The following is a 21,284-nucleotide window of genomic DNA, read 5'->3' as shown; positions in this document are numbered from 1 at the left end:
GGAGCTGATCTCATGAGCATTCTGGTCCTCGCCGAACATCACGACGGTCAGCTCGCCGGCGCCACCGCCCATGTGGTCGCCGCCGCGAAGGCGATCGGAGGCGATATCGATGTGCTGGTCGCCGGCGAGAACGTCGCCGCCGTGGCCGAATCGGCCGCCAGGCTCGACGGCGTCAGCCGGGTGCGCATCGCCGACGCTGCCGTCTATGCCCACCAGCTCGCCGAGCCGCTGGCCGACCTGCTGGTCACCCTCGCCGACGACTACTCGCACGTGCTGGCCGCCGCCTCCACCACCGGCAAGAACGTCCTGCCGCGGCTCGCCGCGCTCAAGGACGTCGCCGCGCTCTCCGATATCCTCAGCGTCGAGAGTGCCGATACCTTCAAGCGGCCGATCTATGCCGGCAACGCCATCGCCACCGTGCAGTCGGCCGACCCGCTCAAGGTGATCACCGTGCGCACCACCGCCTTCGACGCCGTGGGCGAGACCGGGTCGGCGAGCGTCGAGGCCATTGACGGAGCGGTCGACAATACTCTCTCATCCTTCGTCGACGAGCAGCTCGAGCAGAGCGAGCGCCCCGAGCTGGGTGCCGCCCGGGTGGTGATCTCCGGCGGCCGCGGCATGGGCAACGGCGAGAACTTCCAGCTGCTCGAGGGCATCGCCGACAAGCTGGGCGCGGCCATCGGCGCCTCGCGGGCGGCGGTGGATGCCGGCTTCGTGCCCAACGACATGCAGGTCGGCCAGACCGGCAAGATCGTCGCCCCGGAGCTGTACATCGCCGTGGGCATCAGCGGCGCCATCCAGCACCTGGCGGGCATGAAGGACTCCAAGGTGATCGTGGCGATCAACAAGGACGAGGAGGCCCCGATCTTCCAGGTGGCGGATTACGGCCTGGTGGGTGACCTGTTCGAGGTGCTGCCGGAGCTCGAGAGCAAGCTCTAGGCACGGGGTGTCGTGACTGTTCGATCAGGGCCGGCTCATGGAGCCGGCCCTGGTGCGTTCTGGCACTCAATTGTCAGTTGATAATGGTTCTGTTTTGCATTAGCGTGTCGAGCATTTCCGGCCTGTGCCGGGCCAACGGATGGAGCAGTACAGTGGACAAGGTCGGCATGATGATGGCCTGCCTGCTCGTCGCGGCAGGAGTCGCGGGAGCCGGGTTTGCCGAGGCGGCGTCGCTGCACGAGACGGCGGTCGAGGCCCAGCGGCGCCAGGCGAACCTGCAGGAGAAAATTGATGCAGCGGATGACCGGACGCGCCAGGCTCTGCGTGAACTGCGTCGCGCCCGGCGCGAGGCGAGCCGGCTCGAGGCGTATGACGACGAACTCGCGCGTCAGGTCGAGCGTCAGGCTCAGGCCATCGGCAAGCGTGAGCGAGCGGTATCACAACTGGCCGATGCCGGCGAGCGCCTGCCGGTGCTGACCCGGCGGCTGGTCGGTCGGTTGCAGGCGCTGGTCGAGGCCGACATGCCGTTCCTGCGCGACGAGCGCCAGGCCCGCATCGACAGCCTGCAGCAGATGCTCGACGGCGGCGAACTGTCTGCTGCCGACAAGCTGGACCGGGTACTCGCCGCCTGGCGCACTGAACTGGAGTATGGGCGCGAGGTGGATGCCTGGCACGGGCGTCTCTACCAGCCCGAACAGGCCGGCAACGGGGCTTCGGGTGAGTCGCGGGCCGTCGACTACCTGCGTGTGGGCCGGCTGGGCTGGTACTACCTGACGCCGAATGGAGAGCAGGGCGGTGTGTGGCAGGCCGATGCGCACCGCTGGCAGCCGCTGGATGGCGACGCGCGGCGCGAGGTTCGCAAGGGGCTGCGCATCGCCCGCGAAGAGCGTGCGCCGGCGATGCTCGACCTGCCGTTGTCCGTCTCGCCGGAAGCCCCCTCGCAGGCGGCCTCAGGGGCGTCTCGAGAGCAAACGGAGGGCGACTCATGAAACCCTTACTGATGATCGCCCTCACGGGGCTTTCCCTGTCGTCGCTGGCGCTACCGTCGCTGGCTCAATCGCAGCAGGACGGCGCCGATGCCGGAGCGTCCGACGGCGACACTCGCCCCTCGATGGCCCGGGTGCTCGAGGACTTTCGCGCCGACAGCCGGGCCGCCGAAGCCCGGGACCGCCGGCGTCTCACCGAGTTGCTCGATGATCGCCAGGCGCTCGACGAGGCGCTGACTGACGCTCGAGCGCGGCTGAACGCGGCTCAGTCGCGCCGCGACACCCTCGAGGCACGACGCGACGACCAGCAGAAGCGCCTCGACGAACTGCACCGGAAGGCGCAGTCGCAGACCGGCGGGCTGGACGGCGTGCAGGGCGTGATCCGCCAGCGTATCGGCGAACTGCGCGATGATCTGGGCGGTAGCTGGCTGACGGTGGGTGACGATGCCAGCCTGCCCCGGCGACCCGATGACGAGGCGCTGCTCGATCTCGACCGGCTCGAGGCGCTGGGGGACAGCCTGGCGCGCCTCACCGCCGAGAGCGGTCGTGTGGTGCGTTTCGAGACGCCGGTGGCCGGCCGCGATGGGACGGTCGCACCCCGCGAGGTCATGCGCCTGGGTGCCTTCACGGCGTTCAGCGACGGCCAGTTGCTGCGCTCGCCGGGTGATGACGGCGGGCTGGCAACGACCGATCACACCCCCGATGAGGTCAGCGACGCGCTGAGCGCCTATCAGCAGGGGAAGAGCGGGCGGGTGGCCATCGACCCGACCCGGGGCGAGGTGCTCGAGGCGCTGTCGCGACGTCCGAGCCTGTGGCAGCGCTTCCAGCAGGGCGGCTACGTCGGCTATGTGATCGTGGGGCTCGGTGCCCTCGGCCTGCTGGCGGCATTGGCCCAGTACACCTACCTGCTGCGGGTGTCGCTGCGACTGCGGCGCCAGCTCCGGAATATCGCCGCATTGCGTGACGACAACCCGCTGGGACGGGTGCTCCAGCGCTTCCAGGCGCTGGGTGAAGGCCATGCCCCGGAAGCGCTCGAGGCGCGTCTCGACGAGGCGCTGCTCGCCGAGCAGCCGCGTCTCGAGCGTGGGCAGCCGCTGGTCAAGCTGCTGGCGGCGGTGGCGCCGCTGTTGGGGCTGCTGGGCACGGTGACCGGGATGATCGTCACCTTCCAGTCGATCACGGTATTCGGCACCGGCGATCCGCAATTGATGGCCGGTGGCATCAGCCAGGCGCTGGTGACCACCGTGCTGGGCCTGATCACCGCCGTGCCGCTGCTGTTCGCGCAGACTGCGCTGTCGAGTCGCAGCCGCACGCTGATCGGCGTGCTCGAGGGCCAGGCCAGCGCGGTGCTCGCCGAGCATCTGGAATCCCGTCAGGCAACCGGGGAGAGCGGGTATGTGGGTACCGATTGATCCCCTCGACCGGCTGTTCGAGGCCGGCGGCACGGTGCTGGAGCTGATCGCGGTGGTCGCCATGGCGCTGTTTGCGCTGGCGTTGGAGCGCGGTCTCTACTGGCGATTCACTCACCGCCATGCCCGTCGTGAACTGATCAAACGCTGGATCGCCCGTCGCGATCACGTCAGCTGGAGCGCATTGACGCTGCGCGAGGTCTGGACCCGCGAACTGATCGCCCGGCTGCGCCGGCCGCTGCCGTGGCTCAAGCTGCTGGTGGCGCTGTGCCCCCTGCTGGGCCTGCTGGGCACCGTGACCGGGATGATCCAGGTGTTCGACAGCCTGGCGCTGACCCAAGCCGGTCAGGCGCGGGCGATGGCCGACGGTGTGGCCCGGGCGACGCTGCCGACACTGACCGGCATGGCCGTGGCGGTGGTGGGGCTGTTGTTCGTCACCCGCCTGGAACAGGTTATTCGGCGCGAGGACCAGCGGTTGCATGACCGCATGGCGCGGGCCGTGGAGGAACGTCATGCGTAGACGCCGGAGGGTACGCGACGACGAAACCGCCGAAATCAACCTGACGCCGATGCTCGACGTCGTCTTCATCATGCTGATCTTCTTCATCGTCACCACCAGCTTCATCAAGGAGAGCGGGGTGGAGGTCGAGCGCCCCGAGTCCTCCACGGCGACGGCGCGGCCCGAGGCCCGGGTGATGGTGGCGATCACCCCGCAGGGAGCAGTATGGGTCGACGGCGAGCCGGTGGATCTCCACCGGGTCGGCAGCAAGGTGGCCGGTCTGGTCGACGACGATGGCGCCGTGGTGATCCAGGCCGATCGCAACGCTACCACCGGCCTGCTGATCGAGGTGATGGACCGTCTTCGCCAGGCCGGGGTCGACAACCTGGCGGTTGCGGCGACACGGAGCGGCTCCTGATGCGTCATCTGGCAGGTGCCTTGGGGGGCGCCGTGCTGGCGCTGGTGCTGCTGACGTTGCTGGCGCTGCTGGTCGCCCCGCCGGTCGACGAGCGGCCCGAGGCCGAGATGTCGGCGCCGGTGGCGCTGGTCGAGGCGCCGTCGCAGCCAGCCCCGCAGGAGGCCTCCGCGGCCCGTCGGACGACGCCCCGTCCGCCCGCGGCTATGCCGTCGCCACCGCCCCCGGCGGCGATCCCTTCGCCGAGTCCGACCCGGCCGATAGCGATGCCGGCGCCCGACCTGCCGACACCGCAGGCACCGGCGGTGCCCCTCGATCGCCAGCTGCCGGAGCTGGCCACGCAGCAGCCCAGGCCGCAGCCAGCACCGACACCCAAGCCGCAGCCGGAGCCGACGCCCAGTCTCGATCCGCCGTCCCGGGCCGCCGAGGCCCCGGTTAGTGACGCGACCCGCGACGCACCCTCTGAAGACGCCAATCAGGCAGCGGCCAATCAGGGGGTGGTGAGTGCGCCCCGGCCGACCCGGCGGGTGCCGCCGACGTATCCGTCCCGGGCCCAGCGTCGGGGCATCGAGGGCTACGTCGAGGTGCGCTTCACGATCCGCCCGGACGGCAGCGTCGATCGCGACTCGCTGCGCGTGGTCGATGCCGACCCGCGGCATGTCTTCGATCGGGCGGCGTTGCGGGCGATCGCGAACTGGGAGTTCCCGCGTGCCTCGCAGCCACGCGAGGCGCGCCAGCGTCTGGTATTCCGGCTCAGGGGGTGACGACGATCATGCAATCCCGACGGTTTCGCATCGCCGGCTGGCTCGGCGTGTGGTTGATGGCGCTATCCGGCCCCGTCGAGGCCGCGCCGGCACTGCGTCCCGATATGGTGACCAGCCTCCAGCGCCTGCAGGCGCGTCTCGAGGGTGATGATCCGGCGGCGCTCGCTCGCGACGCCGAGGCTGCTGCGGAGCGACTGGCAGGGGGTAATGCCGCCGATCGCTGGGCGCGGGCGCTGTTCCTGCAGATGGCGGCGACGGCTCAGGCGGAGCAGGGCGAGGATGCGCGTGCCGCGGATCTGTTTGCCGAGGCACGCGGCATCGATGGCATCGAATCGCGCTATCGGCGCCGCTGGTTGCATCAGGAGGCCCGGTTGCGCCTGCGTGCCGGCCAGACCCGGCAGGGCGCCGATCTGCTGGAACGCTGGCTCGCGAGCGGCAAGGGAGACGCCGACGATGACTGGCTGATGGCGCAGGCGCGGGCCCAGCTCGACCAGTGGGCGGCCGCCGCGCAGTGGGTCGACCGGGCGCGGCACGCTTCCGAGGCCATTCCGTCGCGCTGGCAGTCATTCGCCGCCGCCGTCTATCAGCGGGCGGGGCGCGACGCTGCGGCGCTGGATGTGCTTGATGCCTGGCTGGCCGGTGACGACGTGCCGGCCGAAACCTGGCGACGGGCCGCCGGGCTTGTCCAACGGCTCGGTCAGCCCGGGCGTGCGGCGGCGATCTGGGAGGCTGGCTGGCGACGCGGCGCGCTGTCCGGCAAGGACGACCTGCGCCAGCTCATCGAACTGCACTTGGCGGGAGGAACGCCGGCCCGTGCCGCGGAGCGCCTCGCTGCGGCGCTCGAGCAGGGCCGCCTTGCCGACGATCTCGACAATCGCCGGCTGCTCGCCCGGGCCTGGAGTGCCGCACGCGCCCGCGACAAGGCTCTGGCCGCCTGGCGGGCGGTGGCCGAGCGCAGCGGGAAGGCGGATGACTGGCGTCGCCTGGGCGAGCTGGCCTACGGTTGGGGGCGCTGGCAGACGGCGGTGGCTGCCCTGCGTCAAGCGCGCGAGGCCGGCGAGGCCACGCCGCGCGACTGGTTGCTCGAGGGCGTGGCGGCCTTCGAGCAGGGCGACGCTGCCGCGGCGCGGCGGGCGTTCCGGGCCGCCCGGGAGGCCGGTGCCGCTCGGGCCGCGGCCTGGCTGGCGGCACTCGATGACGGGCAGGTCCCGATGCCCGCCGGGGCGGGCGAGCGCTGAGGCAGGCTCAGAGGTCGAGCTCGAGCCATACCGGCGCGTGGTCGGAGGGCTTTTCCATGGCACGCAGCGGGTAGTCGATGCCCGCGGCCTTGACCCGTTCGGCCAGCGGTGCGGTGACCAGGATGTAGTCGATGCGCAGGCCGCGCTTGGGGTCGCGATCGAAGCCCTTCGAGCGGTAGTCGAACCAGCTGAAGGTGTCGGCATCATCAGGGTGGCAGAGCCGGTAGCCGTCGATCAGCCCCCAGTCCTTGAGGCGCGCGAGCCATTCGCGCTCGACCGGCTGGAAGCTGGTCTTGCCCTCGCGCAGCCAGCGCTTGCGGTTGGGCTCGCCGATGCCGATGTCGATGTCTTCCGGCGAGATGTTGAAATCGCCCATCACCGCGAGCCGCTGGTCGGGGCGGTAGTCGCGCTCGAGCATCTCGCTCAGGCGGGCGTAGAAGGCGCGCTTGTGAGGAAACTTGGTTGGATGGTCGACGTTCTCGCCCTGGGGGAAGTAGCCGTTCCACACGGTCAGTGGCTCACCGTCGCCATCGCTCAGGCGGGCGCCGATCAGGCGCCGCTGGGCATCGTCGCCGTCATCGGGCAGGCCGTAGAAGACCGCCTCGGGGGCCTGGCGGGTGAGCAGGGCGACCCCGTAGTGGCCCTTCTGGCCGTGATAGTGGACGTGATAGCCCATGGCCTGCACGGTCTCGAGCGGAAACGCGTCGTCGTGGACCTTGGTTTCCTGCAGGCCGATGACATCGGGGGCGTGACTGTCGATCAGCGCCTGCAGCTGATGCAGGCGGGCACGGATGCCGTTGATGTTGAAGGAAACCAGACGCATCAGGCATCGTCTCCCGGCGACTCCTTGCCGCTGTGCAGCGAGAGCGTGGTGGCCTGCTGCTGGCGCGCCAGCTTGCGGGCGGCCTGCTGCTTGCGCTGCTGGCGCTTCTTCTGCAGGTAGCGACGCGACGAGGTGATCTCGTCGGGATTGTCGTGGCGCCACTGGCGATAATCCTTGCGCCGGCCGGTGCGGATCGTCACCTTGTCGGCCAGCGAGCGGGTCTTCTTCTTGCGTGTCATGGGGAAAACGTCCTGAATCGGTTCTGCGCCTAGTCTACCAGCTTGCCGGCGCACGGCGTCACCCGTGCAAGCCCTGGTCGACAAGGACTGGTACAATGGCGCGATGATAGACACCTTCAACGCAACCGGAACAACCGCAAGCCTATGAGTGAGTCGGAAAAGACAGCCGCCCCGGCCGAGAATCGCAAGCCCAAGCGTCGGCGCCGCAAGCCGCGCAAGAAGCCGTCGAGCTGGGATCTGCGCCAGTTTCAGGTGCCGCCGATGGCCGGCAAGTGGCGCTTCCACGACTTCGATCTGCCGCTGCCGCTGATGCGGGCCATCCATGCCCTCGGGTTCGAGTACTGCACGCCGATCCAGGCCGAGGCGCTGATTCACACCCTGCTGGGCGGTGACGTGGTGGGCAAGGCCCAGACCGGCACCGGCAAGACGGCCGCCTTCTTGATCTCGATCCTCGCCTACTTCCTCGAGGAGGACGCGCCGGACGGCCAGAAGCCCGGGGCGCCGCGGGCGCTGATCGTGGCGCCGACCCGCGAGCTGGCGCTGCAGATCGAGAAGGACGCCAAGGCGCTGGCCCGCTTCACGTCGCTCAACGTCGCCAGCGTGGTCGGCGGCATGGACTACCAGAAGCAGCGTGACCAGCTCGGCAAGAAGCTCGACATCCTGGTCGCCACCCCCGGGCGCCTGCTGGACTTCCAGCAGAAGCGCGACGTGGACCTCAGCCAGACCGAGGTGCTGGTACTCGACGAGGCGGACCGCATGCTGTCCATGGGGTTCATCCCGGACGTCAAGCGCATCATCCGCCACACGCCGAAGAAGGAGGAGCGTCAGACCTTCCTGTTCTCGGCCACCTTCACCCAGGACATCCTCAACCTGGCCGAGCAGTGGACCTGGAATCCGGCGCATGTCGAGATCGAGGTCACCGTCGACAACGCCGCCAACATCGACCAGCGGGTCTATCTGGTCAGCGACGCCGACAAGCAGCGGCTGCTGGTCAATCTGCTCAAGCAGGAGAGCTTCGAGCGGGTGATGGTCTTCGGCAACCGTCGCGATCTGGTGCGCAAGCTCGACGATCTGCTGCGCAAGGCCGACATCAACGTGGCCATGCTTTCCGGCGACGTGCCGCAGAATCAGCGCATCCAGACCCTCGAGCGTTTCCGTGAGGGCGAGCTGACGGTGCTGGTGGCCACCGACGTGGCCGGCCGCGGGATTCATATCGATGATGTCAGCCATGTCATCAACTACACCCTGCCGGAAGACCCCGAGGACTACGTGCACCGCATCGGCCGTACCGGTCGTGCCGGCGCCAAGGGCGTGTCGATCAGCTTCGTGGGCGAGGAAGACGCCTTCTCGCTGCCCGAGATCGAGCGTTTCATCAATGACAAGCTGCCCTGCGAGCATCCGCCCGAAGGACTGCTTTAACGGCAGCTGTAAGCTATAAGCTGCAAGCCTTGAGTATAAAAGGCTTGCAGCTTTGGCGGGGCCGCCCATGGAGCCAGGTTGGGCTCAGCTGGAATGGTTTTCTCTTACCGCTTGCGGCGCAAGGCTTACCGTTAGGACGCTTATGCTAGACGAAGCCCTCAAGGGCGAGATCCAGGAAGCCTATCGCCGCGTGCTCGAGGGGCTCGACCTGACCCCGCGCTACGGCCAGCGGCTGATGATCGCTGAGATCGCCCGCACACTGGGCGGCATCGAGGTGGACGATGCCGGTCAGCGCATTTCCAACGAGCATGTCTGTGTGCTCGAGGCCGGGACGGGCACGGGCAAGACGCTGGCCTACCTGCTGGCCGCGCTGCCGGTCGCCCGCGCGCATGGCAAGCGGCTGGTCGTCGCCACCGCGACGGTCGCGCTGCAGGAGCAGGTGCTGCATCAGGATCTGCCGGCGCTTCAGGCCCACAGCGGCCTGACGTTCGACTATGCGCTGGCCAAGGGGCGCGGGCGCTACCTGTGCGTGGCCAAGCTCGATCAGCTGCTTGACGGGGGTGAGGAGAATTCCACCCTGTCGCTGTTCGATCCGGCGGACAGTGCCGCCCACGGCGATGACTTTCAAGCGCTGGTCAATGAACTTGCCGATGCCTATGGCAACGGCCGTTGGGAAGGCGATCGCGACAGCTGGCCCGAGGCGATCGAGCCGACCGACTGGCGGCGCCTGACCACCGATCATCGCCAGTGCACCAATCGCCGCTGCGGCCATTTCGGGGCCTGCGCCTTCTTTCGCGCCCGGCGGCGGCTGGATCAGGCCGACGTGATCGTCGCCAATCACGATCTCGTGCTGGCTGACCTCTCGCTCGGCGGCGGGGTGGTGCTGCCGTCGCCGAAGGACTGCATCTACATCTTCGACGAGGGGCATCACCTGCCCGACAAGGCCCTGGAGCACTTCCACCACCGCTTTGGCGTCAATGCCACGTTGCGCTGGCTGCGTACTCTCAAGAAATCGCTGACCGAGCTCAATGCCGCTCTGGGTGGGCAGCCGACCCTGGCGCGTATCCTGGCCGGTTTCCCCGAGCTCATTGCCGCCCTGGAGCCGCGCCTCGGCGAGGCCTTTTCGCTGGGGCACCAGCTGGCCGACCTTCCGGAAGGCTCCGGCGGCGAGACTCGCCACCATCGTTTCCCGCGGGGACAGGCGCCGGAGGCGCTGCGCGAGCTGGCAGCGGCGCTGGTGACGCCGTTCGCCGAGCTGTCGCGTCAGCTCGAGACCATGAGCGATATCCTGCGCGAAAGCCTGGATCCGGAAAAATCCACGGGGCTGCCCCGCGAGCAGGCCGAAAGCTGGCTGCCGCTGGTAGCCCTGCTTCACGGCCGTGCCCTGGAGGCCCATGCCCTGTGGCAGGCCATGGCGGAGACGGACCCCGAGGGCGAGCCGCCGCGGGCGCGCTGGCTGACGTTCGAGGCGCCGGGCGGCGACAGCGAGCTGACCTATGCGGCCAGTCCGGTATCGGCCGCCGAGACCTTGGCGCGTCATCTCTGGGGCAGCTGCCACGGTGCGGTGGTGACCTCGGCGACGCTGACCGCGCTGGGGCGCTTCGAACGGATACAGGAGCGCGCAGGGCTGGCCAATCGCTATCGCTATCAGCGCCTGCCCAGCCCCTTCGATTATTCCCGGGCGGTACTCAGCGTGCCCGAGGCGGCGGCCGATCCGGCCGACCGCGAGGCACACGAGAAAGCCATCATCGACTTCGTCGCCACGCTGGCGCCTGACGAGGCGGTGCTCATGCTGTTCTCCTCGCGGGCCCAGCTGCGTGCCGTCGAGAAGGCGTTGCCGAGTGCATTGCGCGAGCGAATTCTGGCCCAGGATCGCCTGCCCAAGCGCGAACTGCTGGATCGGCATCGCAAGCGGGTCGATGCCGGGGAGGGGAGTATCATCTTCGGTCTGGCCAGTTTCGCCGAGGGCATCGACCTGCCGGGGCACTACCTGACCCATGTGGTGATCACGCGATTGCCGTTCGCCGTGCCCGACGACCCGGTGGGGGCGACCTTGGCGGAGTGGATCGAGAGCCGCGGCGGCAACCCCTTCATGCGCATCGCCGTGCCGGATGCCTCGATCAAGCTGGTCCAGGCCTGCGGCCGGCTGATTCGCAAGGAGGCCGACGAGGGGCGTATCACGCTGCTCGATCGGCGGGTGCTGACCCGGCGCTACGGCCGTGCGCTGCTCGACTCGCTGCCGCCGTTTCGCCGCGAGATCGACGGCGTCGCCGCGACGGCCTGAGCGGCCTCTGGACGATGTGGAAGAAAGGACTCCGGGCCCGTCGCTGACGGGCCCGGAACTAGGCGCTGAACTCAGGCGGCGCGCCGACGCGCGGCGAGTGCCGGCTTGAGCTTCTCGGCCATGCGGTGCAGGGCTTCCTCGGTGGTCGGCCAGTCGATGCAGGCATCGGTGATCGACACGCCGTACTCGAGCTGGCTGCGATCCTCGGGGATCTTCTGGTTGCCCCAGGCGAGGTTGGATTCGACCATCAGGCCCATGATCGACCGGTTGCCTTCCAGAATCTGATTGGTGACGTTATCCATGACCAGTGGCTGCAGGGCCGGGTCCTTGTTGGAGTTGGCGTGGGAGCAGTCGATCATGATGTTCGGCTTGACCCCGGCACCGCTCAGTTCCTGCTCGGCCAGCGCCACGCTGACGCTGTCATAGTTGGGCTTGCCGTTGCCGCCGCGCAGCACCACGTGCCCGTAGGCATTGCCGCGTGTGCGAATGATCGCGACCTGGCCGGCCTGGTCGATGCCCAGGAAGTTGTGTGGATGGGCCACCGACTTGAGGGCGTTGACGGCGACGTCGAGGCTGCCGTCGGTGCCGTTCTTGAAGCCCACCGGGCAGGAGAGCCCCGAGGCCATTTCGCGGTGCGTCTGCGACTCGGTGGTACGCGCACCGATCGCCGACCAGCTGATGCAGTCCTGCAGGTACTGCGGCGAGATCGGGTCGAGGGCTTCGGTGGCCAGCGGCAGCCCCATCTCGGCCAGCTCCACCAGCAGGCGGCGGGCGATATGCAGGCCTTCCTCGATCTCGAAGGAGTCATTGATGTGAGGATCGTTGATCAGGCCCTTCCAGCCGACGGTGGTCCGCGGCTTCTCGAAGTAGACGCGCATCACCACGTAGAGGCTGTCGCTGACGCTGTCCGCCAGCTGGCGCAGCCGGCGCGCATAGTCACGGGCGGCGTCGACATCGTGGATAGAGCAGGGGCCGATCACGACCAGCAGGCGCGGATCGTCACCGTCGAGAATCCGCTGGATGGTGTGACGCCCTTCGATCACGGTCCGCTCGGCGCTTTCCGACAGCGGAATTTCCTGCTTGAGGGCTTCGGGTGTGATCAGGACGTCCTGGGAAAGAACGTTGAGGTTGTTGACCTGCTGTTCCGACATTCAGCTACCTGTGAATCGCATGGGGGAGAATCCCGTTACTATCGCCCGCGAGGGGCGAAAAAATCAATTGTGACGCCGCTTTTTGGCCCGGTGCGTCAAGCCAGGCACATGCTGCCGGTTGATGCCGTAGCCATAAACAGGAACACTTAGCACAAAACGTTCGTCAGCCAGGGCTCAGCTTGCATTCATGAATCTCCACCGTGTCACGCCGCGAAGGCGCTTCTGTTCGCCTGTCCGTCTGGTCTTTCCCGTTTGCCGGGAGACGTACTGAATGGGCGCGCGGGAAACCGATCAGCAACTCGTCGAACGCGCCCAGCGGGGCGATACCCGAGCCTTCGATCTGCTGGTCAAGAAATACCAGCACAAGATTCTCGGTCTGATCGGGCGTTACGTGCACGATCATGCCGAGGTCCAGGACGTCGCTCAGGAGGCGTTCATCAAGGCCTACCGCGCCCTGGGCAACTTCCGTTCCGAGAGCGCCTTCTATACCTGGATGTATCGCATCGCCATCAACACGGCCAAGAACTATCTGGTTTCCAAGGGGCGGCGCCCGCCGGGCAGCGACCTGGATATCAATGACGCCGAGGTGGTGGATCACAGCGGGCGGCTCTCCGACATCGAGACGCCGGAGGCGGCGATGGCCCGCGACCAGCTCGAGGCGGCGGTCTTCGAGGCGATCGAGCAGCTGCCGGAGGATCTGCGCACGGCGATCACGTTGCGCGAGATGGACGGGCTTTCCTACGAGGATATCGCTAACATCATGCAGTGCCCGGTGGGCACCGTGCGGTCGCGTATCTTCCGGGCGCGCGAGGCGGTGGACAAGCATATCCAGCCGCTGTTGAGCCAGTCACGGCAACAGGATCCGATTCACGAGTGATGCGCATCAAGAAAATTGGCCCTGTGACTGAACTGTCCGGCCGTTCCGGCGTCACACGGGGTGTCGCATCCTTGGGTGCGAAGGAACTGACGGGGCGCCGCAAACGGGCGCAGGATGATGGGAATGTCGTGTCGAGCCGGGGCGGTCGCGGTTGCCGCTCCATCGACTGTGAGGGTGTAAAATGAACGACAATCTACGCGAATCGCTGTCCGCGCTGATGGACAACGAAGGGGATGAACTCGAGCTGCGGCGCGTGCTCAAGTCGCTCGATGATGCGGGCGACCAGAGTGCCGATGCCTGGCGGCGCTATCATCTGGCGCGCAGTCTCATGAACCGGGACCGGGATGTCGATGTCACCACCGATCTCTCGGCAGGCATCATGGCACGAATCGAGCGGGAGCCGCGTCCCGAGGTGCAGGATGCCACCGCTCCCCGGCGTCATGGCGGGCTTTCCTTCGCCGGCAGCGCCGCCATCGCGGCCACGGTATCGCTGATGGTCATTACCGGGGTGCAGGTCTACAACGGCATGGATCCGGCCGGCGCGCCGGCCATGACCGCCGAGTCCGGCGCATCGACGGCGAGCGGCGGCAGTGCCGTCTCGAATCTTCCGCGCCTTCAGGGTGGCGGTGCCGAGCCGGTCAGCCTGCCGCGCTACTCCTCGCTGGTCAGCGATGGCGGTGGCAGCGGCCTGATGACGGTCGGTGCCAACGTCGAGACGCCGATGTTCCTGGCACCCGACTCGCAATCGCCGAGTCTCGACTTCGAACAGGCCCAGTTGTTGCAGGGCTACCTGGATCGCCACGCCCAGGGCGCGGCCTATCGCTCCGGCGAAACCTGGATGCCATTGCTGCGTGCATCGGCGCAGGACTCCCTGGGTGTGCGTTGATGCCGACTCGCTGGATCGCGCTGGCCGCGCCGTTGCTGTGGCTGTGGGGCGCCGGGCCGGCCCGGGCTGACGCCTCGGCTGCCACGGGGCTCGACTGCCTGCAGTTGACTGATGCCTCGACCCCGGACACGCCACGCGACTGGCTGGAACGCAGCCTGTGGGCCAGCCATTGCTACGAATTCCGGGCCCGTGCGGTGCGCATCAGCGGTGACGGCGTGCGGACCCTGGCGCTGTCTCACGACGTCGAGAACGGCGTGGAACGTGAAATCGCTAGCTATCTCGACGGGCCGCCGGTGGTCTATGAGCGGCGTGGACGTGTCGGTCGGGGCAGCCCGGCGGAAGCCATCGGTACCGGGCGGGCAGCACCGGCGGCGATTCTCGCGCGGCTCGATGGTCATTATCAGCTGACCCTGGACGGGGCGTCCCGCGTGGCCGGGCGCGACGTGGTCCGGCTGAATATCGAGTCGCAGGACAACCTCCGCTACGGGCATCGGTTATGGCTCGACAAGCGCACCGGTCTGCCCCTCAAGCAGGTCATGGTGGGGCTCGATGGCCGCGTCCTGGAAACCTTCCAGATGACCGAACTGGGTGAACCGTCGCTGTATGACGGCACCATCGATTTCGAGCCGCTGGCGACGCAGCCTTCGTCTCCCTGGGCAGCCCGTTGGCTGCCCACCGGCTATCATGCTCTGCCGCTGCCCAATGATTTCGGGGTGCGTTCCGCGCCGGTAGCCCATCGCCTCTACAGCGACGGCTTGTCCAGTTTCAGCCTCTTCATCGAGCCTGTGCAGCGTCGGCAGCGGATACTGCGTGCCGGCATGCACCGGCTGGGTATTACCCATGCGGCGGTTCGCCATGTCCGCCTCGGCGAACGGGTCTTCCAGATTGTGGCGATCGGCGAGGTGCCGCCCATGGCCCTGGCTCGCGTCGTGGAAGGGATGGAGTATCGGCCGCCCGTCGGCGCGCGTTAGTGTGTTGTCCCTCCGCCTTGCGTTCCGGCTTGTTCGAGCCGTGACCCGTCATGCCCGGCCCGCCTTCGGCGGGCCTTTTTCGTTTCGGCCCTGGCAGGAATGTCGGGCCATGAGGTGTTGTCCGATCGCGACAATTTCATCGAGTCGGCTGAACTCTTTGCGGTGAGGTGACTCAAACTCGTCGAGTGCCTGGTCGTCGGTCGGCGATGAAAGGTGCTCACCGACAAATAACCGCGTTTCGCGATGGAGCTTCTTTTCGCGGGCGGTGTCGCCGGATGTCGAAGGATGTGACGGTGGCGGTTTTCGTGCTGATGGTGTTCTCGTCGACCGCGCGTTTTTCGATGTTTCCGGAGTCCGCCGGGCGGAATGACTCCCAGACAGCAAGCAGGAGTTCTCAATGCAACGCATCACACGACAGGTCTCCATGTGGCTGATGCTCGTGCTCGCCGCGTTCGCCGTGCAGGCGGCACAAGCGCGCGAGTTGCCGGACTTTACCGAGCTGGTGAAGCAGGCGGCGCCGGGGGTGGTGAATATCTCGACAACCCAGGAGGTTCAGCGTCGCAACATGGGCCCCTGGGGCGGATCCAACCAGGATGTTCCGGAAATCTTCCGGCATTTCTTCGGTGACCAGACCCCGTTCGGGCCGGGACAACAGGGCAATAACAGTGGCACCGAAGAGCGTCATTCGCTGGGGTCCGGTTTCATCATCAGCAAGGACGGCTATATCCTGACCAATGCGCATGTCGTCGACGGGGCCGACAAGATCGTGGTGCGTCTCAATGATCGCCGCGAACTCAAGGCCAAGCTGGTCGGTGCCGACAAGAAGACCGATGTGGCGCTGCTCAAGGTCGATGCCAAGGATCTGCCGACGCTCAATATCGGCAATTCCGATGACCTCGAGGTCGGTGAATGGGTGGCCGCCATCGGCTCGCCGTTCGGCTTCGATCATTCGGTGACGTCGGGCATCGTCAGCGCCATCGATCGTACCCTGCCGACCGATACCTACGTGCCGTTCATCCAGACCGATGTGGCGATCAACCCCGGCAACTCCGGCGGCCCGCTGTTCAATCTCGACGGCAAGGTCGTGGGTATCAACTCGCAGATCTTCACCCGCAGCGGCGGCTTCATGGGGCTGTCCTTCGCGATTCCGATCAATGTGGCGATGGATATCGCCGACCAGCTCAAGGCGACCGGTCACGTCAGCCGTGGCTGGCTGGGCGTGGTGATCCAGCCGGTATCCCGGGATTTGGCCGAGTCCTTCGGCATGAAAGATTCGCACGGGGCCCTGATCGCCGAGGTGGCGGACGAATCGCCGGCGGCCAAGGCCGGTCTGCAGGCCGGTGACATCATCCTCGGTGTGAACGGGGACGCGGTCGATCAGTCCAGCAAGTTGCCGCGGCTGATCGGCAAGGTGGCGCCGGGCGAGACGGTATCGCTCAAGTTGCTGCGCAACGGCAAGGAGCGGACCCAGAAGGTGACCGTCGGTGACTGGCCGGAAAGCGATCAGCAGGCGATGCAGGGGCAGCCGGGCAACGATTCGCAGACCCGCCTGGGCGTGGCGGTCAGCGATCTCGACAGCCGCCAGCTAGAGCGCCTGGGCCTCGACCACGGCGTGCGCATCGTGCAGGTCGATCCGAGTGGTGCCGCTGCCGCCGCGGGCATTCAGAGCGGTGACATCATCGTCTCGGTGGCTCAGAAGCCGATCGACTCCGCCAATCAGCTGGCTTCGGCGATCGCATCGGTCAAGGGCAACAGTGTGGTGCCGGTGCGGTTGATCCGCGACGGCCACTCGCTGTTCGTGGCGCTGCGTCTGGGTGGTGGCGAGTAACACTGCCAGTGGCGTCAGGCATGTCGGCGGCGGGGCCTTTGGGCCCCGTCGTCGTGTTCATCTCCGGCGCCGGCGCGTCGCTGTCCATGCCGCGGGCTTGTCGGTACAATGCCCGCCAATCGATTACGTTACTCGATCGTTCGTCGTTCGCCAGCCGACGCGGCGAGATCGTGTACACAACACCGGACAGGCGTCAATGAGCAGCAACGACAATCGCAAGGTCATCAACAACATACGAAATTTTTCGATTATTGCGCACATCGACCACGGCAAGTCGACCCTGGCCGATCGCATCATACAGCTCTGCGGCGGGCTGACCGAGCGCGAGCTCAAGGAGCAGGTGCTCGACTCGATGGATCTTGAGCGCGAGCGCGGCATCACCATCAAGGCCCAGTCCGTGACGCTGGACTACCACGCCGATGACGGCGAGGTCTATCAACTCAACTTCATCGATACCCCGGGGCACGTCGACTTCTCCTACGAGGTCTCGCGGTCGCTCTACGCCTGCGAAGGCGCGCTGCTGGTGGTGGATGCCGCCCAGGGCGTCGAGGCCCAGTCGGTAGCCAACTGCTACACGGCGATCGCCCAGGATCTGGAAGTGCTGCCGGTGCTCAACAAGATCGACCTGCCCCAGGCCGATCCGGACCGCGTGGCCCAGGAGGTCGAGGAGATCATCGGCCTGGATGCCGCCGATGCCTGCCAGGTCTCGGCCAAGACCGGCATCGGCATGGAGGGGCTGCTGGAGCGTCTGGTTCGCGACATTCCACCGCCCAGAGGAGATGCCGAAAAGCCGCTGCAGGCGCTGATCATCGACTCCTGGTTCGACAACTACCTGGGCGTGGTGTCGCTGATTCGCCTGTTCGACGGCACGCTGCGCAAGGGTGACAAGATCCGCATGACCTCCACGGGACGCGACTGGGACGTCACCGAGGTGGGTATCTTCACCCCCAAGCGCAAGCAGACCGGTATCCTGCGCGCCGGTGAGGTGGGCTTCGTGGTGGCCGGGATCAAGGACATCCACGGTGCCCCGGTGGGCGACACCATCACCCACGCCAGGACACCGGATACGCCGCGCCTGCCCGGGTTCCAGAAGGTCAAGCCGCAGGTCTACGCGGGCATGTTCCCGGTCAGCTCCGACGACTACGAGGAATTTCGCGACGCCCTCGAGAAGCTGGCGCTCAACGATGCTTCGCTGGATTACGAACCGGAGAACTCCGACGCTCTGGGCTTCGGCTTCCGCGTCGGTTTCCTCGGTACGCTGCACATGGAGATCATCCAGGAGCGACTCGAGCGCGAGTACAACCTCGACCTGCTGACCACTGCGCCGACGGTGGTCTACGAGCTGGTGCTGAAGAACGAGGATGTGCTCTATGTTTCCAACCCCTCGAAGCTGCCGGATCTGGCCAACGTCGAGGAGATGCGCGAGCCGATCGTCAAGGCCAGCATCCTGGTACCTCAGGAGTTCGTGGGCAACGTGATCGCCGAGTGCGAGCAGCGCCGCGGCGTACAGCAGGACATGCAGTTCCTCGGCAATCAGATCCAGCTCACCTACGAGTTGCCGATGAGCGAGGTGGTGATGGATTTCTTCGACCGCCTCAAGTCGGTCTCCCGCGGCTATGCCTCGCTCGACTACGGCTTCGTGCGTTTCCAGGCGGCCAAGCTGGTGCGTCTCGACGTGCTGATCAACGGCGACAAGGTTGACGCCCTGGCAGCGATCGTGCATCGCGATCATGCCCAGGGGCGCGGCCGGGCACTGGTCGAGAAAATGAAGGAACTGATTCCCCGGCAGATGTTCGATGTGGCGATTCAGGCCACCATCGGCAGCCAGGTCGTGGCCCGCTCCACGGTCAAGGCGCTGCGCAAGAACGTGACCGCCAAGTGCTATGGCGGGGATGTGACGCGCAAGAAGAAGCTGCTCGAGAAGCAGAAGGCCGGCAAGAAGCGCATGAAGCAGGTGGGGCGCGTCGAGATCCCCCAGGATGCCTTCCTCGCCGTACTCAAGGTCAATGACTAGGAACTGAAAGAGACATGGATTTTTCGCTGCTGCTGGTGGTGGCCGTGGCCGTCACCGGACTGGTCTGGTTGCTGGATGTGGTCTGGTGGCGGCGCCGCCGTCGGGCGCGGCTGGTCGCCGCCGAGGCCGGCGAGGCGGTGACGCTCGATGACACGGCGCGCCGCAAGCTGACGCGCGAGCCCTGGCCGGTCGACTATGCCCGGTCGTTCTTCCCCGTCCTGCTGGTCGTGCTGCTGCTGCGCAGCTTCCTCGTCGAGCCGTTCCAGATTCCCTCCGGCTCAATGCGTCCCACGCTCGAAGTGGGGGACTTCATCCTGGTCAACAAGTTCACCTACGGGTTGCGCCTGCCGGTGGTGAACACCAAGGTGCTCGACCTGGGCGAGCCCGAGCGTGGTGACGTGATGGTGTTCCGCTTTCCGGAAGACCCCTCGGTGGACTTCATCAAGCGTGTCGTGGGGCTGCCCGGCGACCGGATCCGCTACGAGGGCAAGCAGCTCTACGTCAACGGCAAGCCGGTGCCCAAGGAGGTGGCGGATCGCAACCCCGAGACCGCGCCGGGCGAGGTGCGCTTCAAGGAGTGGCTGGGCGAACACGAGCATGCCATCTACAACAACCCGCGGGACCCGGGGCCGCAGATGCGCGAGGTGGTGGTGCCGCCGGGCCACTATTTCATGATGGGCGACAACCGCGACCATTCCAACGACAGTCGCTACTGGGGCTTCGTGCCGGAAGAGAATATCGTCGGCAAGGCCTTTGCCGTATGGATGCACTGGGATGGCGGACTGCCCAGCTTCAGCTCGGTGCGCCTGATTCCATGAGCCGGATACCCACCATTCAAGAGAATTCGAGAGCGGACGTTTCGTGACTACCTCGCAACAAGCCTTCAGCCGCCGCATCGGTCATGACTTTCGTGATCCGGCGCTGCTGGAACTGGCCCTGACGCATCGCAGCTACGGTGGCGACAACAACGAACGCCTGGAATTTCTGGGGGATTCCATCGTCAATTTCGTGATCGGGGAGGCGCTTTTCCAGCGTTTTCCCCAGGCCCGTGAAGGCCAGCTGTCGCGTCTGCGCGCGCGTCTGGTCAAGGGCCAGACACTGGCGGAACTGGCCCGGGAGTTCGAGCTCGGCGAGCAGCTCAGGCTCGGATCGGGCGAACTGAAAAGCGGTGGATTCCGGCGTGAATCGATCCTTGCCGATGCCATGGAGGCCGTGATCGGCGCCATCTATCTGGATGCCGGGATGGATGCGGTCAAGGCGCGCATCCTCGCCTGGTACGGCACACGGCTCGAGTCGATCAATCTGCACGATACCCAGAAGGACCCCAAGACGCGGCTTCAGGAGTTCCTGCAGTCCCGCCAGTCACCGCTGCCGCGCTACGAGGTGGTGTCGGTGGAAGGCGAGGCGCATGCGCAGACCTTCACCGTCGAGTGCCACGTGGCGATGCTCGACGAACATACTCTGGGTGTCGGCTCCAGCCGCCGGCATGCCGAACAGCAGGCGGCCGAGCAGGCCTTGCACCGGCTCGAGCCGCGAGGAGGGCGCTCATGACCCAACGCTGTGGTTTCGTGGCCATTGTCGGCCGGCCCAACGTCGGCAAGTCGACCCTGATGAACCGCATCCTCGGGCAGAAGGTCTCGATCACCTCGCGTCGTCCGCAGACCACGCGCCACCAGGTGATGGGGATCAAGACCGAGGACGAGACGCAGTTCATCTATGTCGACACCCCGGGTATGCACATCCAGTCCCGGGATCGCAACAAGGCCATCAATCGCTTCATGAACCAGGCGGCGACCCAGGCCCTGCGCGATATCGATTGCGTGGTCTTCCTGGTCGACCGCACTCGCTGGACCGAAGAAGACGACGTGGTGCTCGACAAGCTGACCCATGTGCGGGCGCCGGTGATTCTCGCGGTCAACAAGGTTGACTGGCTCAAGGACAAGAGCACGCTGCTGCCGTGGCTGGAGTCGCTGCAGGCCAAGCGCGAGTTCGCCGCCATCCTGCCGATTTCCGCCAAGCACGGCACCAATGTCCCCGAGCTCGAGGCCGAGGTGGCCCAGTATCTGCCCGAGGGGATCCACTACTTTCCCGAGGATCAGATCACCGATCGCAGCCAGCGCTTCCTGGCCGCCGAACTGGTGCGCGAGAAGGTCATGCGCCAGCTCGGCGACGAGCTGCCCTACCAGATGACGGTCGAGATCGAGGAGTTCCGTGACGAGGGGCGTGTCATTCACATCAGTGCGCTGATGCTGGTTGAGCGCCCCGGGCAGAAGAAGATCCTGATCGGCGAGAACGGCGAACGGATCAAGAAGATCGGCCGCGAGGCACGGCTCGAGATGGAGCGGGCCCTCGGGGCCAAGGTGATGCTCAACCTCTGGGTCAAGGTCAAGCGTGGCTGGTCGGACGATGATCGGGCCCTGAAGAGCCTGGGCTACGACCTGGACTGACGCCGGCGATACCTGCCTGCGCTCGATCAATGCTGTGTTGAAGAGCGGTTCAAAATGCTCATTTACCCCTGTGTAAACTCCGCATTCTCACCGCT

20 protein-coding genes are annotated in these 21,284 nt (G+C 66.6%); 17 read left to right on the top strand and 3 right to left on the bottom strand.

Annotated elements, in window-relative coordinates; all coding sequences use genetic code 11:
• Nucleotides 1-12: 12 nt before the first annotated feature.
• The 7 genes from ACTCB7_RS02215 (at nucleotide 13) to ACTCB7_RS02185 (ending at nucleotide 6,250) form a co-directional block, all read left to right on the top strand.
• Entirely contained in the window at nucleotides 13-939 is a 927-nt protein-coding gene (locus ACTCB7_RS02215) for an electron transfer flavoprotein subunit alpha/FixB family protein (protein ID WP_463005391.1), read from the top strand.
• 152 nt (nucleotides 940-1,091) lie between these two features.
• Nucleotides 1,092-1,928, top strand: a complete 837-nt coding sequence (locus ACTCB7_RS02210; RefSeq protein WP_463005390.1) for a DUF3450 domain-containing protein — start codon at nucleotides 1,092-1,094, stop codon at nucleotides 1,926-1,928.
• Nucleotides 1,925-3,337 (top strand): MotA/TolQ/ExbB proton channel family protein, encoded by a 1,413-nt coding sequence (locus ACTCB7_RS02205; RefSeq protein WP_463005389.1) that lies wholly within the window; start codon nucleotides 1,925-1,927, stop codon nucleotides 3,335-3,337. Before ACTCB7_RS02210 ends, ACTCB7_RS02205 begins: the two co-directional genes overlap by 4 nt.
• Nucleotides 3,321-3,854, top strand: coding sequence for a MotA/TolQ/ExbB proton channel family protein (locus tag ACTCB7_RS02200; protein WP_463005388.1), 534 nt, complete (start codon nucleotides 3,321-3,323; stop codon nucleotides 3,852-3,854). Before ACTCB7_RS02205 ends, ACTCB7_RS02200 begins: the two co-directional genes overlap by 17 nt.
• On the top strand, nucleotides 3,847-4,251 hold the full coding sequence (locus ACTCB7_RS02195) for an ExbD/TolR family protein (protein WP_463005387.1): 405 nt from the start codon (nucleotides 3,847-3,849) through the stop codon (nucleotides 4,249-4,251). Before ACTCB7_RS02200 ends, ACTCB7_RS02195 begins: the two co-directional genes overlap by 8 nt.
• Entirely contained in the window at nucleotides 4,251-5,012 is a 762-nt protein-coding gene (locus ACTCB7_RS02190; RefSeq protein WP_463005386.1) for an energy transducer TonB, read from the top strand. The genes ACTCB7_RS02195 and ACTCB7_RS02190 overlap by 1 nt, the downstream gene beginning before the upstream one ends.
• Nucleotides 5,013-5,020: 8 nt before the next feature.
• Nucleotides 5,021-6,250 carry a tetratricopeptide repeat protein gene (locus ACTCB7_RS02185; protein ID WP_463005385.1) on the top strand — a complete coding sequence of 410 codons (1,230 nt, stop codon included), beginning with the start codon at nucleotides 5,021-5,023 and terminating at the stop codon, nucleotides 6,248-6,250.
• Nucleotides 6,251-6,257: 7 nt separating this feature from the next.
• Here the strand turns inward: ACTCB7_RS02185 and xthA are convergent, their stop codons facing one another.
• Nucleotides 6,258-7,073, bottom strand: a complete 816-nt coding sequence (gene xthA / locus ACTCB7_RS02180) for an exodeoxyribonuclease III (protein WP_463005384.1) — start codon at nucleotides 7,071-7,073, stop codon at nucleotides 6,258-6,260.
• Complete coding sequence (locus ACTCB7_RS02175) at nucleotides 7,073-7,312, bottom strand: hypothetical protein (RefSeq protein WP_463005383.1); 240 nt, start codon at nucleotides 7,310-7,312, stop codon at nucleotides 7,073-7,075. Before ACTCB7_RS02175 ends, xthA begins: the two co-directional genes overlap by 1 nt.
• Nucleotides 7,313-7,456: 144 nt before the next feature.
• Between ACTCB7_RS02175 and rhlB the strand changes: the two genes are divergently transcribed.
• Together rhlB and dinG are read left to right on the top strand one after the other, a co-directional pair.
• Nucleotides 7,457-8,731: an ATP-dependent RNA helicase RhlB gene (gene rhlB, locus ACTCB7_RS02170; protein WP_163650114.1), complete on the top strand. Its 1,275-nt coding sequence runs from the start codon at nucleotides 7,457-7,459 to the stop codon at nucleotides 8,729-8,731.
• 142 nt (nucleotides 8,732-8,873) lie between these two features.
• Nucleotides 8,874-11,015, top strand: a complete 2,142-nt coding sequence (gene dinG, locus ACTCB7_RS02165; protein WP_463005382.1) for an ATP-dependent DNA helicase DinG — start codon at nucleotides 8,874-8,876, stop codon at nucleotides 11,013-11,015.
• A 71-nt stretch (nucleotides 11,016-11,086) separates the two neighbouring features.
• Here dinG and ACTCB7_RS02160 read toward each other — a convergent pair whose 3' ends face one another.
• Nucleotides 11,087-12,166, bottom strand: coding sequence for a 3-deoxy-7-phosphoheptulonate synthase (locus ACTCB7_RS02160; RefSeq protein ID WP_463005381.1), 1,080 nt, complete (start codon nucleotides 12,164-12,166; stop codon nucleotides 11,087-11,089).
• A 271-nt stretch (nucleotides 12,167-12,437) separates the two neighbouring features.
• Here ACTCB7_RS02160 and rpoE point away from each other — a divergent pair, with 271 nt between their 5' ends.
• The 8 genes from rpoE (at nucleotide 12,438) to era (ending at nucleotide 21,189) form a co-directional block, all read left to right on the top strand.
• On the top strand, nucleotides 12,438-13,043 hold the full coding sequence (gene rpoE / locus ACTCB7_RS02155; RefSeq protein WP_463005380.1) for an RNA polymerase sigma factor RpoE: 606 nt from the start codon (nucleotides 12,438-12,440) through the stop codon (nucleotides 13,041-13,043).
• 181 nt (nucleotides 13,044-13,224) lie between these two features.
• Nucleotides 13,225-13,929 (top strand): sigma-E factor negative regulatory protein, encoded by a 705-nt coding sequence (locus ACTCB7_RS02150; protein ID WP_463005379.1) that lies wholly within the window; start codon nucleotides 13,225-13,227, stop codon nucleotides 13,927-13,929.
• Nucleotides 13,929-14,900, top strand: coding sequence for a MucB/RseB C-terminal domain-containing protein (locus ACTCB7_RS02145; protein WP_463005378.1), 972 nt, complete (start codon nucleotides 13,929-13,931; stop codon nucleotides 14,898-14,900). The genes ACTCB7_RS02150 and ACTCB7_RS02145 overlap by 1 nt, the downstream gene beginning before the upstream one ends.
• A 397-nt stretch (nucleotides 14,901-15,297) precedes the next feature.
• Complete coding sequence (locus tag ACTCB7_RS02140; protein WP_463005377.1) at nucleotides 15,298-16,728, top strand: DegQ family serine endoprotease; 1,431 nt, start codon at nucleotides 15,298-15,300, stop codon at nucleotides 16,726-16,728.
• Between the two features lie 196 nt (nucleotides 16,729-16,924).
• Complete coding sequence (gene lepA / locus ACTCB7_RS02135; protein WP_463005376.1) at nucleotides 16,925-18,742, top strand: translation elongation factor 4; 1,818 nt, start codon at nucleotides 16,925-16,927, stop codon at nucleotides 18,740-18,742.
• Between the two features lie 14 nt (nucleotides 18,743-18,756).
• Nucleotides 18,757-19,560, top strand: a complete 804-nt coding sequence (lepB, locus tag ACTCB7_RS02130; RefSeq protein WP_463005375.1) for a signal peptidase I — start codon at nucleotides 18,757-18,759, stop codon at nucleotides 19,558-19,560.
• 43 nt (nucleotides 19,561-19,603) lie between these two features.
• Nucleotides 19,604-20,293, top strand: coding sequence for a ribonuclease III (rnc, locus tag ACTCB7_RS02125; RefSeq protein ID WP_463005374.1), 690 nt, complete (start codon nucleotides 19,604-19,606; stop codon nucleotides 20,291-20,293).
• Nucleotides 20,290-21,189 (top strand): GTPase Era, encoded by a 900-nt coding sequence (era, locus tag ACTCB7_RS02120; RefSeq protein ID WP_463005373.1) that lies wholly within the window; start codon nucleotides 20,290-20,292, stop codon nucleotides 21,187-21,189. Before rnc ends, era begins: the two co-directional genes overlap by 4 nt.
• Nucleotides 21,190-21,284: the final 95 nt, after the last annotated feature.

The organism is Modicisalibacter sp. (assembly GCF_055145905.1).
The sequence above is the reverse complement of the archived record's forward strand: the minus strand, read 5'-3'. Positions and strand labels throughout refer to the sequence as shown.

Excerpts from the sequence above, each read along its gene's own strand:
- ACTCB7_RS02215 (WP_463005391.1), top strand. The coding sequence starts at position 13 with ATGAGCATTCTGGTCCTCGCCGAACATCACGACGGTCAGCTCGCCGGC.
- ACTCB7_RS02205 (WP_463005389.1), top strand. The coding sequence starts at position 1,925 with ATGAAACCCTTACTGATGATCGCCCTCACGGGGCTTTCCCTGTCGTCG.
- ACTCB7_RS02200 (WP_463005388.1), top strand. The coding sequence starts at position 3,321 with ATGTGGGTACCGATTGATCCCCTCGACCGGCTGTTCGAGGCCGGCGGC.
- ACTCB7_RS02195 (WP_463005387.1), top strand. The coding sequence starts at position 3,847 with ATGCGTAGACGCCGGAGGGTACGCGACGACGAAACCGCCGAAATCAAC.
- ACTCB7_RS02190 (WP_463005386.1), top strand. The coding sequence starts at position 4,251 with ATGCGTCATCTGGCAGGTGCCTTGGGGGGCGCCGTGCTGGCGCTGGTG.
- ACTCB7_RS02185 (WP_463005385.1), top strand. The coding sequence starts at position 5,021 with ATGCAATCCCGACGGTTTCGCATCGCCGGCTGGCTCGGCGTGTGGTTG.
- xthA (WP_463005384.1), bottom strand. The coding sequence starts at position 7,073 with ATGCGTCTGGTTTCCTTCAACATCAACGGCATCCGTGCCCGCCTGCAT.
- ACTCB7_RS02175 (WP_463005383.1), bottom strand. The coding sequence starts at position 7,312 with ATGACACGCAAGAAGAAGACCCGCTCGCTGGCCGACAAGGTGACGATC.
- rhlB (WP_163650114.1), top strand. The coding sequence starts at position 7,457 with ATGAGTGAGTCGGAAAAGACAGCCGCCCCGGCCGAGAATCGCAAGCCC.
- dinG (WP_463005382.1), top strand. The coding sequence starts at position 8,874 with ATGCTAGACGAAGCCCTCAAGGGCGAGATCCAGGAAGCCTATCGCCGC.
- ACTCB7_RS02160 (WP_463005381.1), bottom strand. The coding sequence starts at position 12,166 with ATGTCGGAACAGCAGGTCAACAACCTCAACGTTCTTTCCCAGGACGTC.
- rpoE (WP_463005380.1), top strand. The coding sequence starts at position 12,438 with ATGGGCGCGCGGGAAACCGATCAGCAACTCGTCGAACGCGCCCAGCGG.
- ACTCB7_RS02150 (WP_463005379.1), top strand. The coding sequence starts at position 13,225 with ATGAACGACAATCTACGCGAATCGCTGTCCGCGCTGATGGACAACGAA.
- ACTCB7_RS02145 (WP_463005378.1), top strand. The coding sequence starts at position 13,929 with ATGCCGACTCGCTGGATCGCGCTGGCCGCGCCGTTGCTGTGGCTGTGG.
- ACTCB7_RS02140 (WP_463005377.1), top strand. The coding sequence starts at position 15,298 with ATGCAACGCATCACACGACAGGTCTCCATGTGGCTGATGCTCGTGCTC.
- lepA (WP_463005376.1), top strand. The coding sequence starts at position 16,925 with ATGAGCAGCAACGACAATCGCAAGGTCATCAACAACATACGAAATTTT.
- lepB (WP_463005375.1), top strand. The coding sequence starts at position 18,757 with ATGGATTTTTCGCTGCTGCTGGTGGTGGCCGTGGCCGTCACCGGACTG.
- era (WP_463005373.1), top strand. The coding sequence starts at position 20,290 with ATGACCCAACGCTGTGGTTTCGTGGCCATTGTCGGCCGGCCCAACGTC.